This window comes from Bacillus sp. EB106-07-01-XG149 (assembly GCF_058791555.1).
In genome coordinates this window covers 511,016-527,859 of record NZ_JBYTDP010000001.1, presented here as the reverse complement: position 1 = coordinate 527,859, position 16,844 = coordinate 511,016, and the positions used below count along the sequence as shown (strand labels likewise).

Below are 16,844 nucleotides of genomic sequence, written 5' to 3'. Positions count from 1 at the left end.
TAAGATAGTGGGTGATAGAGATGATTAATTTCTTTAGAAAGCGTTGGTGTGATGTAGGGTTAGCTATGGCAATTGTTGTCGTAGGTTGTTTAGTCGCGAATTTTGGAGAAATGAGTGAAATAAAAGTACTGTTAGCGTTAAGTTTTGTAGCCATTTTAGTGCATCAATTTGAAGAGTATCGTTGGCCAGGTTATTTCGCTGGTCTGTTTAATGTAGTTATATTTAAAAGTGATATACCAGATCGCTATCCATTAAATACGCAATCTGCTATGGTAATAAATGTTTTGATTGCGTATGTTTTTTATTTACTTCCCGTTTTCTTTCCAGATATTATATGGCTTGGGTTGGGACCTATTTTAATGGGATTTTTTCAATTCATATGGCATGGTATTTTTGCGAATATAAAAGCTAAAACAATATACAACCCAGGATTAGGTGCGGTTGTATTACTACATGTACCAATTGGTTATGCATATATGAGATATGTTCTTTTACACAATTTAGCTACAAATTTGAATTGGATATTAGGGATAATCTATTTTCTAGTAGCTACCTATTTTTTAATTATAAAAGGAAATATGTTACTGAAAAGTAAGGAGACAATTCATTACTTTTCTAAAAAGCAATTAGGTCCGTACAATGATGCATTAAAGTGATTCAGAAGGATTTTTGGATGCTGAAGAGAGTACAAGTGAATTAAAAAAGAAAGGTGCATAGGCGCCTTTCTTTTTTTGAAAGAGATTTTTGTATTTTGGGGTAGCGCCACATTGCATCAAGCTAAAATTTTATAGCACCCCCAGAACGAAATTTTCTGCTAACTTGTAACAAAAAAGCTCATTTTACCGTTTTAGGATAATACTGAATTCTTAAGTTGATAGGCATGTACAGTGACCCCTATTAAGATTCTTTTTTCTGTCTCGGCTATCGTTTTAAAAAGTTTCTTCGAGCAATGACATTTGACTGGCTTGAACTTTCCGAAATGCTGGATATACCATCTAATCCACATCATAATTTCGTTTATAATCATTCCTTATTTTTACTTTACGTACATTTTTTAACTGTTTTTGGTTAAGTTATTTCCAAAGACATTATTTTCAATGAGCATATTTACATATAACTATCCCTAATTTTAAAAATAGAAATTTCCTAAAAACTATATATAGTTTCTTTTTGAAAGGAAGGGTATTATCAATTGAAACCACATGAAAAAGTACCTATTCACTCTATAAAATCTTTGCAGGAATTAATGCAATTGCTAAAAAAATCTAAAGATTTTATAACATTGGAGATTGCTTCAAAGAATTCCGCTATAGTCATTTCATATTTTAGAACATTAATCGATATAAATATATTTCATGAAGAGGTTTTAACTTATATAAAAGAGAGGAGCTTCGATTCGTTACAAGATATTCAGTCTATCTTACCCTTTGAAAATTCAAAAGTAACAAATCAAATGAAAGATATTCAGGATAGTATTTTAAACGGCTATATACTTATTCAGTTCGATACAGATAAATTAAATGGCTTGTTAATAAATGTGTCAAAGAAAGAAAAAAGAGATATTACAAAAGCTGAAATTGAATACAATATCGTGGGTCCACAAATCGCATTTGTTGAAGATTTAGATGTAAACTTAAATTTAGTACGTAGAAAGCTTCCAACACCTTATTTACAAATGAAGGAATTGAAGGTAGGATCTCTCTCTAACACAACCGTTGCAATTGTATTTATTGAGGGAATTGTAAATGATCAAAATCTACAAGAAATTATAAAACGAGTGAGTCAAATAAAAACAGACCATGTTTTAGATAGTACTTATTTGATTCAATTAATTGCTGACAATCCTAATTCTATATTCCCTCAATTTTTGAATACAGAACGTCCAGACCGTGTAGCAGCTGTATTGGCAGAAGGGAAAATTGCACTTTTTGTAGATGGCTCACCTTATGCTATCACTCTGCCAACAACATTAATTGACTTTTTTTCTACGACAGAAGATTACACCATGCCTTGGATTATTGCCTCCTTTTTTCGACTGTTAAGGCTTTTTGCTTTTATGTTTTCTGTTTTAACGACTCCATTATATGTTTCGATATTAACATATCATTACGAGCTTATTCCAAAAGAGCTTCTTGAAACGTTAATCATATCGAGAAGTAAAGTACCTTTTCCTCCATTAATTGAAGCACTTTTTTTAGAAATAACGATTGAATTGCTGAGAGAAGCGGGGGCACGTTTACCAACTAAAGTGGGTTTAACTGTCGGTATAGTAGGTGGTATTGTAATTGGCCAAGCATCGGTAGAGGCAAGTCTTACAAGTAATGTACTAATTATCATTGTTGCACTTTCAGCTCTTAGTTCATTTACAGCACCAATATATAGAATTGGTAATACAATTCGAGTAATTCGTTTTCCTTTTATAATGGCTGCACACCTGTTGGGCTTATTAGGAATTGTTTTAACAAGTTCTTTCCTTTTAGCACGCTTATTACGTACAGAATCATTAAGTCGTCCGTATTTGTTCCCTTTTTATCCTACACGCCCTACAGATTGGAAAGACAGCATTATACGTATGCCAATCTCAGCGATGTTCAGACGTCCGATTTTTTCAAGATCTAAACAGCGTTTTCGTTTTAATCCAGAAGAGGTAGAGAAAAATAAAATCTTATCACGAAATGATTTTGATGATTGAATTTAGCATGGAGGAGCATTATGAAACAGATCCCGATTGAGTATCAAGTATCTCCATATATGGTGTTTTTTTCGATTATTACTATACAGATGGGGGTTGGTATGCTTGGTTTTGAAAGGATTGGTGCAAAGTTAGTTGGAAATGATGCGTGGATTAGCACGCTACTTTTTGGAATATCTGTTAATCTTATGATTTGGATTATATATCAGATTTTAAATCAGGGTAATGGAGACATCATTGCAATCAATCAAAACGTATTTGGAAAATGGGTTGGTGGATTGTTCAACTTCATTTTTTTATCCTATATTGTATTGTTAGGTGCAACAACACTACATACTTATATCGAAGTAGTACATGTTTGGATGTTTCCTTCAATTTCATCTTGGGTTATAGCGGGGACTTTTTTAGGCTTATGTTATTACATTGTGACTGGAGGGTTTCGTGTAGTTGTCGGAATTGGCTTCTTTGGAATCGTTATCCCAAGCATTCTAATCTTTACATTTTTTTATCCTTTGCAGTATGCAGATTTCCGGAATTTATTTCCAATTGCACAGCATTCATTCCTAGAAATTATGAAAGGAATGAAAGGAAATATGTTTAGTTTTTTTGGATTTGAAATGTTATTGTTGTACTACCCATTTATTAGAAAGGCAAAAAAGTCTCAAAAATATGCGCACTATGCAAATTTAGTAACGACTATTGTCTACACATACCTTATGATTTTAACTCTTGCGTTTTTTAGTGAAAAACAACTCGCGAACGCGATATGGGCATATTTAAGCATGATTAAAATTATACAATTTCCCTTTATAGAGCGGTTTGAATACATTGTTGTTTCTGTTTGGGCTTTTTTTATATTACCTAATGTTTCCTTTACATTATGGGGAGTAAGTCGTGGTATAAAAGAGGCACTGGGAATAAAGCAAAAATATGTTTTGCCAGTTATCATCGTATTCATCTTTGTTTTATCATTTTTCTTGAATAACCGTAATAAAATTAACTTATTAAATACTTGGACAGGTCAAATTGGCTTTGTATATATATATGTATACCTACCTGTACTATGGCTAATTCAAACCGCCAAAATAAAGTTAAGGAGATAAACATGAAGAGATGGATACTTTTCCTTATATTAAGTGTCTTCTTAATAGGTTGTGCTAAAACAAAAATTGTGGATGACATTGATTTAGTTCAAGTTGCGGCATATGATACTGAAGCAGAAGGTAAGCTAAAAGGAACCTTTGCGATTTCAGCTTATAAAGGAGGCGGAGAAGGTGAAACAAAAATCTATTCAGCATCAGGCCAGACTGGTAGAGAAGTTCTTGCAAGGGCATCCGAAAAATCTTCTGGACCTCTAGAGTTGGGTCAATTGCGTGTTATTATATTTAATGAAAAAATAATTGAAAAGGGAATGCAGGAAATTTTAGAGACTTTGAACCGAAATCCTAGTGTAGGAAATGCAATTTATTTAGCAATTACAAATGTAAAAGGGGAATCACTATTAAAAGGGAACTATTCTAAAGAAAAAGAAATTGCTTCCTATCTATCCTCTTTACTGGAGCAAAATATGAACAATGGGACGCAACCAAAAACAAACTTTTTTATGTTTTTAAATCAACTTGATGATGATGCGAGGGATTCCTATTTGCCGATGATATCTAAAAAAGGGAACGTGTTGGAGTTAAATGGAATAGCACTTTTTAAAAGATGTAAAATGGTTGATAAAGTGAACCCTAAAGATTTATTTGTATTTAAATTGTTGACAGATAAATTTAAACAAGGTACATACCAATTCAAACTACCTAGTTCTTCAAATACTTACGCCACGATAGAGAATATAAAAGCTAGAACAAAATATAAGATGGAGGGGAATAGTAAGCATCCATTCGTAAATGCTCATATTCAAGTTAAAGCTGAAATTCAAGAATTTACAAAAACCAAAAATCTAGATAATCCTAAAGAAATAAAAAAATTAGAAAAAATTATGGAAAAAGAAATAGAAAAAAAAGCAACTACATTGATAAAGAGATTTATTAAAAAAGGCACAGATCCTATAGGACTTAGAAAGCTCGGTAGAACTCACGTAAGAAAATGGAACAGTCAAGAATGGGAAGAATCCTATAAACATTTACGTTTTCGTGTAACAGCTGATGTAAAAGTAACTCAATCTGGTGTTACAGAATAAATAAATCAAATAAGATATGGAAAATTTCAATGAAAAAATATGGTCTCGCAGGAGAGTAGGGAGAAGAGAAACTTCTTTGAAAGGTCAGGTTATTTTTTAGTTAATGAGGTATGGAGTGGTATCTTGCTATTAGATATGCAATAGGCATATTTTGTTTATTTTAATCTCCTCTATGATAATATATAATCTATATATTTATATTAGATGAATAACAGTAATGATTAATGAAGAAACAGTCTCAATATATGTATCATTTAATTATTAGTATAATATCACTTTTAGCTATACTATTTTTGTTTTTTGGAAACTATAAAAGTACTATTTTTAAGTACTCACTTATCTTTATATGTTTAATTAATATGATAATAAATCTCCTTTCTTATTATAAAAAAAGAAATAATTAGCTCTCCATAAAATTAAAAAAAACGCTGTTCTTTCTTTAAATCATAGGAAAGGATGGCGTTTTTTGTGTCTGTTTCTGTGTTTGACGAATTATAACTATTTGCTCAAGAAATTCAAGGTTTTTTTTCTCCAAATGCCTTACGGAATCTTGCTAGAGATGTTGATTTTGTTCAACGAACCAGTAAATACCAAGCAAAAGATTTAATCGCTTTATGTGTATGGACAACTGACAACCATCCTACTTTTTTCTTCTATCATGTTTCAAATATGGTAATTACTTCTTATTTAAAAAGAAACGAGAACTGAGTAAATATAAGGCCATATATATGATTAAAGATTATTTTCTTCTTTTCCAAGCTATACAGAAAGATACCCAAGAGCTATCAAAGATTCTAATTCGCCTGTTCAACCTCCAACAGCAAAACGGGCGAAAAATCTCATCGATACGATAAGAAAACAGCCTCTACTCTAATTGACGTTTTATGAGCATAGCTTGATAGCGATGGGTTAGTACCCTTATAAGTAATTTATATCTCAATAAATTAATAAATGAATAATATGCAATTATTCATATTTATACAAAAAATCCAAAAATAATTGTATATTAAATTTTGCAATTATATCTTTTAAATTACTCATATTGAAGGGGGAAAACGAATGAAAAAACGGTTATTACATTACTTGCTGCGGGAACAATGTTAGGTGCTCCTTTTTCAACTGCGTTTGCAGAAGAACAAGTCTCTCAACAAGAAGCAATGGATAAAATGGAGGTACTACAAAAAAATTGGAATGAGGAACAGGGAAGTCCATCATTTCTTTCAGGTGATTTATCTGATAAAAAGGTAGAGACTCAAAAAGCGGTAAAAGAGTTTCTTGAAGAAAATAAAGAATTATTTAAAATAAATCCACAAAAAGATTTAACACTTAAAGAAGTGAAATCAGATGATTTAGGTATGAAACATTATGTTTATACACGATCTATAAATAAAATACCTGTTGACGGTGCACAATTTATTGTACATACAGATAAAGAGGGGAAAGTAACAACGGTCAATGGAGATGTCCATCCAGCTGCAGAGGAGAGTTTAAAGGGGAATACAAAAGCAAAGATTACAAAGGAAACAGCACTTTCAAATGCTTGGAAACATATTAAACTTACAAAAATTGATACGCTAGTAAAAATGGACGGGAATGCATTAGATCAGATAAAAGAAAACTTAGAGTCTACTAATGAAACAGCAGATTTAGTTGTATATGAAAAAGATGGAACATACTATTTAACGTTTAAAGTGAAACTACAATTTATTAAACCTTATGGTGCTAACTGGCACATCTATGTTAATGCGGAAGATGGAACAATTGTAGATTCATATAATGCAGTTACAGATGCAGATAGTGCTCATAAAGGCTACGGATATGGGGTATTAGGTGATAAAAAAGAATTGAATACAACTTTTAGTAGTGTAAAGGGAAAATACTACTTAAAAGACACAACAAAACCTATGAATGGTGGCTACATTGAAACATTTACAGTTAATCATAGTGATGAAGATTATCCAATAAATTATCGTCTGTTTGATGAGGATAATGCTTGGAAAAATAAAGATCAAGGGCCAGCAGTTGATGCCCATTATCATGCAGGAAAAGTCTATGATTATTATAAAAACGTTCATAATCGTAACAGTATTGATGGAAAAGGTAAAACAATTCGCTCGGCTGTGAATTATGGAGTTAACGTAAATAACGCATTTTGGAATGGCCAGCAAATGATATATGGGGATGGAGATGGTCGCAGATTTATTCCGCTTTCTGGTTCTCTTGATGTTGTGGCACATGAATTAACTCATGCTGTTACAGAGTATTCTGCTGATCTTCGTTACGTAAATCAATCAGGTGCATTAAATGAATCTTTCTCTGATGTTTTTGGCTATTTTGTTGATCCTACCAATTGGGATGTAGGAGATGCTGTATTTACACCTGGTGTTTCTGGGGACGCACTGCGAAGCTTATCAAATCCTGAGAAATATGGACAGCCTGCTCATATGAGAAACTATCAATATCTTCCAGAAACTGAAGAAGGAGATAATGGTGGAGTGCATATAAATAGCGGTATTCCGAATAAGGCTGCATATCTGACAATTAATTCTATTGGTAAAGAAAAGGCAGAAAAAATCTATTATCGTGCGTTAACAACATATTTGACTCCAACTAGCGACTTTAAACAAGCTCGTACTGCTTTATTACAATCTGCGGCTGATTATGATGGTTATGATAGTGTAACGTATAAAGCTATAGAAAATGCTTGGAATCAGGTCGGTGTAAAATAATTTAATTTAGTTACTATAGGCTAAGAATTATAGCAATTAAAACTAAAAAAAGAAAAGAACACACTTGTATAATGCAAAAAGGTGTGTTCTTTTTCGTTGTTTTTTGTATTGTTTAAGAACTAGAATCCAAATCTGGTTATTTTTAAGATTAATCAATACAGCAATACTTATGCATTTATTATATTTAAAAGGACTATTTTATTGAAAGCAAATAATAGATAATTCTACTTTACCAATAAGGTTTACTTCTCCTTTTTTAACATCAGCATATATTTTATCTTCAGTAACCTCAATAATTTCACTCAATTGAATATGAACCGTTGCTAATTTTTATGTAATTGGTAATTTTTTCACATGAATACCTAGCGCGTTATAAAAACCCTCCATATTTAAATAGAATTCCCTCTATACGATTATATAAATTTATATATTTAAGAAAAACTATTCGAACTTTTAAATTCCAATTACAAGTAACGAGGTATTCTTCGAAAAAGAAGATAAAGATAGCTTTGAGTGTAGAGAGAAACTGTAATAAAAGTAAGATAGGGCAAAGACTAGTATTGAAAAATATGAAATATGGAAGTAGCATAGGGGATTTACGCATAAAGTAATATCGATGGTAAAATTAACAAAATTTTCATTTGATTCAGATAAATATGTGGTACTTTTAACTTATAATAATGTTACTACAATGAAAATACGGCTACGAATTAGTTATTTTAAAAATCAATTTTAGATAGGAAGAGGATAATGAAGACCAGAGATAGATATAAAATCATTGTGATTGGTGCAGGGACTGCAGGAATATCTTCTACTGCACATTTGTTACGAAATGTACCCCTATTGAAAGAAAGTATAGCAATTATTGATCCATCAAAAAAACATTATTTCCAACCATTATGGAGTTTAGTGGGGGGAGGGATTGTTTTAAAGGAAAGTACGATGCGTAATCAAGAATTGCTTATTCCAAAAGGGGCAACGTGGATCCCTAAAAGTGTTGTTAAGTTGTTTCCGGAAGAAAATAAGCTACTTTTAGATGATGGACTGCTGCTTGAGTATGAAATTCTTATTGTAGCAGCCGGTATACAAATAAATTGGGACGGCATTAAAGGCTTAAAGGAGTCTATTGGGACTAATGGGGTTTGTAGCAATTACTCTTATAAATATGTTGATTCTACTTGGAGAGAAATTGAAAAATTTAAAGGAGGAAATGCTGTTTTTACCCACCCCAATACGCCTATAAAATGCGGTGGTGCTCCACAAAAAATAATGTATTTAGCAGAAGAATATTTTTGTAATAGCGGTGTAAGAAACAAAAGTGAAGTAATGTTTTATACTGCGAACGCTAACATATTTCAGGTTCCACTTTATGCAAATACATTAGAACAAGTAATTGAAAGAAAGCAAATTATAACAAATTATTATAAAAACTTAGTAGAAATTATCGCTGAGAAGAAAGAAGCAATTTTTGAAGATACGCAAACACTGAAAAGAGAAACAGTACCATATAGTATGATCCATGTTGTTCCACCAATGGGGCCACCTAGTTTTATTAAAGAGAGTGAGATAAGTGATTCTCAGGGGTGGGTAGATATAAGCCCTTATACTTTGCAGCATGTACAGTATAAGAATATTTTCGGACTTGGAGATTGTACCAATTTACCCACCTCTAAAACTGGAGCGGCAATTCGAAAACAAATACCTATCTTAAAACAAAATATTATGGACGTACTTAACGGAAGAGACTTACAGGCTAAATATGATGGATATACATCCTGTCCGATTGTTACAGGATATAAAAGTCTAATACTAGCTGAATTTAACTATGAACATGAACCTCAAGAAACGTTTCCGTTTAATCAAGCGAAAGAACGGTATAGTATGTTTTTACTTAAAAGATATATGTTGCCCTATATGTATTGGAACTTTATGTTGAAAGGGATTCTATAAGAGGAGAGAGAAAGTGGTAATAAAAATTGAAAAGCAAGTTGAAATAATTATTTGGAGGGAATAGCTATGCTTTTAAAATATTTTTATGATGAAAAATTAGCACATGCTTCCTATTTAGTCGGTTGTCAGAAGGAAGGTGTAGCAATTGTAATTGATCCAGGTCGCTATATAGAACAATATATCGAATTTGCTAAGAAGGAGGGGATGGAAGTAATTGCTGCGGCTGAAACTCACATTCATGCAGATTTTCTTTCTGGGTCTAGGGAACTTTCTAATCTTTATGATGCAAATTTATATGTATCTGACGAAGGAGATTGTGATTGGAAATATCAATATCTTAACGAAGGTCGATATAATTTGGTTAGAGAGGGCACAGAGTTTAAAGTAGGTCATATAAAATTTAATGTAATTCACACACCAGGGCATACGCCTGAAAGTATTTCTTTTTTAGTAACTGATACAAGTCAAAATAATTATAAGAATGATAAGCCGATAGGAATATTCACAGGTGATTTTATATTTGTAGGAGATATAGGAAGACCGGATTTATTAGAAACCGCTGTAGGTATGAAAGATACTGCAAAAATAGGAGCGAAACAATTATTTGATTCTATACAAAAAATAAAAATACTCCCTGATTATTTGCAAATATGGCCATCACATGGAGCAGGAAGCGCATGTGGAAAAGCATTAGGAGCAATTCCAACTTCTACATTAGGTTATGAAAAGATGTTTAATTGGGCATTTCAGTGTAATAAAGAAAGTGATTTTGTATCGACTTTATTGACGGGACAGCCAGAGCCTCCAAAGTATTTTTCATTAATGAAGAATTTAAATAAGTACGGTCCACCAATTCGTAATAAGAGAGAAGTTACTGCTATTAATACAGTAGAAGAACTTCAAGAAATTATGAGGAGCGTTCAGCAAATAGTTGATATAAGGGATGTAGCAAGTTTTGCTTCTGGTCACATTGAGAAATCAATTAACATACCGTATAACAATTCCTTCACAACTTGGTGTGGCTGGTTACTAGATTATAAAACAGAAACTTTAATCATTCTAGATGAGGAAAAGGTTAGATTGGAGGAGGTTATTAGAGACTTTGAATCTATTGGGCTAGATAATATTATTGCTTTTGCACCCTTACAAGTTATACAAAGACTTGATAGATTTGAAAGTTACAAAGAAAAAACATCGATTGAATTAAATCCGCATATAAAGGATGGTAGCGTTAAGGTTATCGATGTACGTAGTAAAACAGAGTGGGAGGAAGGACATCTTCATGATGCAATACATATCCCTTTAGGAAATCTATTTAAGCAGCTAGATTGCATACCAAAAGATTGCCCATTAGTTTTACAATGTCGAACCGGATTGCGTTCCGCTATAGCAGCTAGTATTTTACAAAGAGCTGGTATAAAGGAAGTAGTGAATTTAAAGGGAGGATTTCTTGCATGGAAAAAAGAGGAGCTTCCTTATATAACATGTAATCGCAATGTGTAGGGAAATAATTTTTATTAATTTATCCGATAAGGAAAATTGCGGATTAAATAGGAATATATCTATATATAGGAGCAATACATTTAGATAGTGTATTAAAATAGGAGAAATAGATGATTTATTCTATAGACCTGAATTTATTCAGAATTATGCTGCTGAGAAAATTGATTTAGTGTTATCGGGGCATGCTCATGGAGGGCAAGTTAGATTGCCATTTATCGGAGGGTTAGTTGCCCCGAATCAAGGTATATTCCCTACATATACAGCTGGTTTATATGAAAAACAAAATACGTCTATGGTAGTGAGTAGAGGATTAGGCAATAGTATCATTCCGCAAAGAATTTTTAATAGGCCAGAACTTGTAGTCGTACAGTTAAATTGAACTGTACGATTTTTTGTATAGAAAAATAAGCCATATGTAATTTATACAAGTTAACATTACAATTTTGTTAAAAATTTTCTACGTTACATAAAGTAACAAAATTTGACCCGTAGAGTTTGTTATAGTGTAAATAATCAAAAAACTTAAAAATTAGTCGAGTGAAAAGTGTGATAAGGAATCTGTATAAAAACATAAAGGGGTGTACACATGCATAAAGAATATGAAATTGAAGAGTATACGGCGATTGAGGAACAAATACATTATTATTGTAAATGTTTATTAGTAAGTCATCCTGATCAAATTATAAAGTATTTAGAAAAAAGGTTAGAAAAATATGCAGAAACATTACAATATGCCCATTTATATCCCGACACAGTTATATTACCGTTACAGCAATTAGTTATCGAATATTCTTTAGATGTTGCTAGAATTAGGAAATATATGAATTTGAAAACGTAAAATAAAATATATAATTTAAATGAAACAGAGTCGACTTTAAGAAATGATATTCTAATGTCGACTCTGTTTCATTGTTTAAGATTGAAAATACATACTAATCAATGAAGTTTGACATATAATTACGCAAGAGTAAAATAAAAGTGAGTACTCACTCATTTTAGAAAAGGGGGAAGAATACGTGCAGCAACCTGCCATTATTTTACGGACTGTATCAAAAAGTTTTTGGAAAAAAGAAGTGTTACACAATCTTTCATTGCGAGTTGAAAAAGCAGAGATATTTGGTTTAGTTGGGCCTTCAGGTTCAGGGAAAACGACTCTTATTAAATTGATTGCAGGTATTCATGAGGCAACGAAAGGTGAAGTGCTTGTATACAACACGAACATGCCTAATTTAAATGAAATGAAAAGAATTGGTTATATGGCTCAGGCTGATGCATTATATGAAGAACTATCAGCATATGAAAATGCAGATTTTATTGCAACGATGTATGGATTAAAGGGAAAACATAAAAAAGAAAGAATCGAAGAGGTTTTTGACCTTGTACAATTATCACAACATATAAGACAGCAAGTGCAGCATTTTTCAGGTGGGATGAAGAAGCGTTTATCATTAGCGATAGCACTCCTTCATGAACCTGAAATATTAATTTTAGATGAGCCAACAGTGGGGATAGATCCACTTCTTAGAAAAACAATCTGGGAAAAATTTTATGATTTGAAAAAGAAAGGCACAACTATTATTGTAACGACGCACATTATGGATGAAGCTGAGTTTTGTGAGCGTCTAGGGTTGATTAGAGAAGGAAAACTAGTTGCGACTGGAACACCTGAAGAATTGAAAAAACGGGTATCATCAGGACGGATTGAAGATGTCTTTTTGTTGGAAGAGGTGGCTCTATCATGAGAGTTACTGGTGTAATCATTCGTATTATTCGCCAATTTTTTCGAGATAAACGTTCGTTAGCGATGATGTTTGGGGCACCTATGTTATTACTTTGGTTATTGTCTCTAGTGTTTACACAAAAAGACTATGTACCGCATATTGCTGTAGTTGATGTGCCTGCTCCTATTGTAAAAACAATGAAAACTCAAGAAGCCTCAATTTATGAATACGGCAAAGAGAAAGCAATTTCAGAGTTAGAACTGCAAAAGGTAGATGCAGTAATTTATTTAGAGAATGGGAAAATGAATTTTTTATTAGAAGGAAGTGATTCATCAAAAAATCGTGCTGTACTTCAAGTTTTACAAAAGAGTACAGAAAAGAATGAAGTATCAGTTATGAAGCCTGAAGTAAATTACTTACATGGCTCTAAAGACTTTACAATGTTTGATGGGCTTGGTCCAGTATTGATTGGTTTCTTTACATTTTTCTTTGTATTTATATTGTCTGGAGTTTCCTTTGTTAGAGAACGTTTAAGTGGTACATTAGAGAGGTTATTGTCCACTCCAGTGAGAAGATGGGAAATAGTTGTAGGATATATTATTGGTTTCGGAATCTTTGCATTTATACAATCAATTATAATCGTGAATTTTTCAGTTTATATTTTAGACTTGTATGTAGCTGGCTCCATATGGTTAACGCTACTTATTACATGTATGCTTTCTTTAACAGCATTAACTTTAGGGACGTTTTTATCAGCATACGCAAATAATGAATTTCAAATGATTCAATTTATACCGCTTGTCATTGTGCCACAAATTTTCTTTTCTGGGTTGTTTCCAATTGAATCTATGAATAAGTGGCTACAAATGTTAGGGGAATTATTTCCGCTCACATATGGAGCTGACGCAATGAGACAAGTGATGATTCGAAATCAAGGATTTACAGAGATTGCATTAGATCTTACTGTATTACTACTTTTTTCTCTATTATTTGCAATAGGAAATGTATATGCATTAAAGAAACATCGAAAAATATAATGACGGTACAAAGGGGCATTATAGATGAAGAAGGATTGGCTGGATGAATTAATTGCCGCAACTAATACGGATAAACGAAATGAACGTCAAATGCGTATTTTAGAGGCAGCTGTTGATATGTTTGGAGAAAAAGGATATGCATCAACTTCTACAAGTGAAATTGCAAAGCGTGCTAGTGTAGCGGAAGGAACAATCTTCCGCTACTATAAAACAAAAAAAGATTTATTGTTAGCAGTCGTCATGCCGACATTAACAAAGTTTGCTGCACCATTTTTTGTACAAGCCTTTGCAAAGGAAATTTTCAAATCGCAGTATGAATCGTATGAAGGGCTGCTAAGAGTTGTTATTCATAATAGATTTGAATTTGCAAAAAAGCATTTTCCAATGATAAAAATATTAATTCAAGAAGTGCCATTTCAGCCAGAATTGAAAAACGAAATACAACATTTAGTAGAAACAGAGTTACTTTCACATTTTAAAAAGTTGATTGTAAAGTTTCAAGAAGAAGGGGAAATTATTGAGATGCCTCCATCTTCTGTATTACGTCTTACTTTATCAGCTGTATTAGGTTTACTATTAACACGATTTTTATTATTGCCTGAAGAAAAATGGGATGATGAAGTGGAAATTGAAAATACGATTCAATTTATATTGTATGGATTAACACCACGGAGGTAATGTGATGCGCCAATTTGCAAAACCAACAATTGTTGTAAGTAAATGTTTAGAATTTGATGCCTGTCGTTATAATGCAGAGATGATACCAGATGTAACAATACGAAATTTGCAGCCATTTGTTACATTTATACCTGTTTGTCCAGAAGTCGAGATCGGATTGGGGACTCCTCGTGAAACGATACGAATCGTAGAAGAAAATGGTGCGAATAGGCTTGTACAGCCGTCGACACGAGAAGATGTAACTGAAAAAATGGAGCAATTTTCAAATGACTTTTTACAAACGATATCCGATGTGGATGGTTTTATTTTAAAGAATCGTTCGCCAAGTTGTGGTACGCGCGATGTGAAAATTTATTCTGGTTTTGAAAAAGCGCCAGTAAAAGGAAAGGGATCTGGCTTATTTGGCGGAGCAGTAATAAAAAAATTTTCACATCTTCCAATTGAAGAAGAGGGTAGATTGTCGAATTTTATTATTAGAGAACATTTCTTTACAAGACTGTTTACAATCGCGCATTACAAAATGATTAAACATACTAAAAACATAAAAGAACTCGTATCATTTCAATCAGACTATAAGTATTTATTTATGGCATATAATCAAGTGAAACAAAAAGAATTAGGGCGTATTATTGCAAATCAAAAAAATGAAACGATTGAAGTTGTATTTGATAAGTATGAGAAGACTTTATATGAATTATTTATGCGCACCTCCCGCTATACATCGAATGTAAATGTATGTGAGCATATTTTTGGATATTTTAAAACAAAGTTGAAAAAACAAGAAAAAGATCATTTTTTAGATTTGATACAAAAGTATATAGAAAAGAAAGTCCCGCTTAGTAGCTTACTTACAATTTTAAAATCATGGGCCATTCGATTTGACGAAAAGTATTTATTAAGACAAACATATTTTGAACCTTACCCTGAAGCTTTAGTAGAAATTTCTGATTCGGGAAAAGGTAGAGATTATTAAACAAAAAATTACATAATTCGACAAGAAAACTCCTATGTTGTTGTAGAACAATGTAGGAATTTTTTTGTGCATTAGTACAGAATCTGTTTTAAAATTAAGTTATGACAGAATTATAGCAATTGTCTAACTAATATTCGTGTCTTTTAATTCGTAATGTTTGTAGTAGAAACTCGCACGCTGTCGAAACTCAATATTCGATAAGGGGTGTGTAGCGGAATGGAATTTACTCTAACTCGCGAAAAACAAATGATTAAAGAAATGGTACGTGACTTTGCTGAAAAGGAAATCGCACCGAAAGCTGTGTATTATGACAAAACTGCGGAATTTCCATATGAAACATTTCAAAAAATGGGCGAACTAGGATTATTAGGTATCCCATTCCCTGAAGAGTATGGAGGTTCAGGTGGCGATACTGTATCGTACGCGTTAGCAGTTGAAGAAATTGGTCGTGCTTGTGGTGGGACAGGATTAAGTTACGCTGCAACAATTTCATTAGGTGCTTCTCCAATTTATTATTTCGGTACAGAAGAACAAAAACAGAAATATTTAGTTCCAATGGCGTCAGGTAAAACATTAGGTGCTTTCGGATTAACGGAGCCGAACGCTGGATCAGATGCAGGCGGTACAAAAACGAAAGCAGTATTAGATGGAGATGAGTATGTTATTAGTGGTGAAAAGTGTTGGATTACAAATGCAGAGTATGCAAATACAATTATTGTAACCGCTATCAACGGTGTTGAAGATAATGGTAGAAAACGTATTTCGGCATTTATCGTACCGACTACAAGTGAAGGATTAACGATCTCAAGTCCTTACGATAAGATGGGTGTTCGTGCTTCTAATACATGTGAAATCGTACTTGATGGTGTACGTGTACCGAAAGAAAATATTCTTGGTGATGTAAATAAAGGATTTAAACAATTCTTATATACACTTGATGGAGGACGTATTTCAATCGCAGCATTAGCAGTAGGTATTGCACAATCTGCATTTGAACGTGCGCTGCAATATGCGAAAGAACGTCAACAATTTGGAAAGTCAATCTCTAATTTCCAAGCGATTCAATTTAAATTAGCTGATATGGCGACTGAAGTAGAACTTGCACGTAATTTAGTACATAAAGCGGCTTGGTTAAAAGATAATGATAAACCTTTCGGTAAAGAAGCGGCTATGGCAAAGTTATTTGCATCTGAGGCTGCTAGTCGTATTGCAAATCAATCGGTACAAATTCACGGTGGATACGGCTATATGCGTGAATATGAAGTGGAACGACATATTCGTGATGCAAAACTATTAGAAATTGGTGAAGGAACTTCTGAAATTCAACGTCTCGTAATTGCAAGACATTTAGGATGTAGATAAAAAGGAGGAATCAC

13 protein-coding genes and 2 pseudogenes are annotated in these 16,844 nt (G+C 32.7%); all 15 read left to right on the top strand.

What is annotated here, in order from left to right; translation table 11 throughout:
• Positions 1–20: 20 nt before the first annotated feature.
• The 15 genes and pseudogenes from AC3WTA_RS02780 (at position 21) to AC3WTA_RS02710 (ending at position 16,830) form a co-directional block, all read left to right on the top strand.
• On the top strand, positions 21–656 hold the full coding sequence (locus AC3WTA_RS02780) for an HXXEE domain-containing protein (RefSeq protein ID WP_255258041.1): 636 nt from the start codon (positions 21–23) through the stop codon (positions 654–656).
• Between the two features lie 536 nt (positions 657–1,192).
• Positions 1,193–2,692 (top strand): spore germination protein, encoded by a 1,500-nt coding sequence (locus AC3WTA_RS02775; protein ID WP_000802287.1) that lies wholly within the window; start codon positions 1,193–1,195, stop codon positions 2,690–2,692.
• A gap of 20 nt (positions 2,693–2,712) precedes the next feature.
• Complete coding sequence (locus AC3WTA_RS02770) at positions 2,713–3,795, top strand: GerAB/ArcD/ProY family transporter (protein ID WP_000809708.1); 1,083 nt, start codon at positions 2,713–2,715, stop codon at positions 3,793–3,795.
• Between the two features lie 2 nt (positions 3,796–3,797).
• Positions 3,798–4,877 (top strand): Ger(x)C family spore germination protein, encoded by a 1,080-nt coding sequence (locus tag AC3WTA_RS02765; RefSeq protein ID WP_000832862.1) that lies wholly within the window; start codon positions 3,798–3,800, stop codon positions 4,875–4,877.
• Between the two features lie 613 nt (positions 4,878–5,490).
• Positions 5,491–5,765: pseudogene (locus AC3WTA_RS02760) on the top strand (IS4 family transposase); the annotation flags it as partial.
• A gap of 209 nt (positions 5,766–5,974) precedes the next feature.
• Positions 5,975–7,606 (top strand): M4 family metallopeptidase, encoded by a 1,632-nt coding sequence (locus AC3WTA_RS02755; protein WP_098656694.1) that lies wholly within the window; start codon positions 5,975–5,977, stop codon positions 7,604–7,606.
• 750 nt (positions 7,607–8,356) lie between these two features.
• Entirely contained in the window at positions 8,357–9,556 is a 1,200-nt protein-coding gene (locus AC3WTA_RS02750; RefSeq protein ID WP_000857203.1) for an FAD/NAD(P)-binding oxidoreductase, read from the top strand.
• A 66-nt stretch (positions 9,557–9,622) separates the two neighbouring features.
• Positions 9,623–11,059 carry an MBL fold metallo-hydrolase gene (locus AC3WTA_RS02745; protein WP_000925296.1) on the top strand — a complete coding sequence of 479 codons (1,437 nt, stop codon included), beginning with the start codon at positions 9,623–9,625 and terminating at the stop codon, positions 11,057–11,059.
• Positions 11,060–11,174: 115 nt separating this feature from the next.
• Positions 11,175–11,438, top strand: a pseudogene (locus AC3WTA_RS02740) (metallophosphoesterase); the annotation flags it as partial.
• A 207-nt stretch (positions 11,439–11,645) separates the two neighbouring features.
• On the top strand, positions 11,646–11,897 hold the full coding sequence (locus AC3WTA_RS02735) for a hypothetical protein (RefSeq protein WP_000548621.1): 252 nt from the start codon (positions 11,646–11,648) through the stop codon (positions 11,895–11,897).
• 178 nt (positions 11,898–12,075) lie between these two features.
• On the top strand, positions 12,076–12,801 hold the full coding sequence (locus AC3WTA_RS02730) for an ABC transporter ATP-binding protein (protein ID WP_001186992.1): 726 nt from the start codon (positions 12,076–12,078) through the stop codon (positions 12,799–12,801).
• Entirely contained in the window at positions 12,798–13,817 is a 1,020-nt protein-coding gene (locus AC3WTA_RS02725) for an ABC transporter permease (RefSeq protein ID WP_001266751.1), read from the top strand. Before AC3WTA_RS02730 ends, AC3WTA_RS02725 begins: the two co-directional genes overlap by 4 nt.
• Positions 13,818–13,841: 24 nt before the next feature.
• Entirely contained in the window at positions 13,842–14,495 is a 654-nt protein-coding gene (locus AC3WTA_RS02720; RefSeq protein ID WP_492332809.1) for a TetR/AcrR family transcriptional regulator, read from the top strand.
• A 4-nt stretch (positions 14,496–14,499) separates the two neighbouring features.
• A complete protein-coding gene (locus AC3WTA_RS02715; RefSeq protein ID WP_001248618.1) occupies positions 14,500–15,468 on the top strand; it encodes a YbgA family protein in 969 nt (322 codons plus the stop codon).
• A gap of 216 nt (positions 15,469–15,684) precedes the next feature.
• Positions 15,685–16,830: an acyl-CoA dehydrogenase gene (locus AC3WTA_RS02710; RefSeq protein WP_000397261.1), complete on the top strand. Its 1,146-nt coding sequence runs from the start codon at positions 15,685–15,687 to the stop codon at positions 16,828–16,830.
• Positions 16,831–16,844 lie beyond the last annotated feature (14 nt).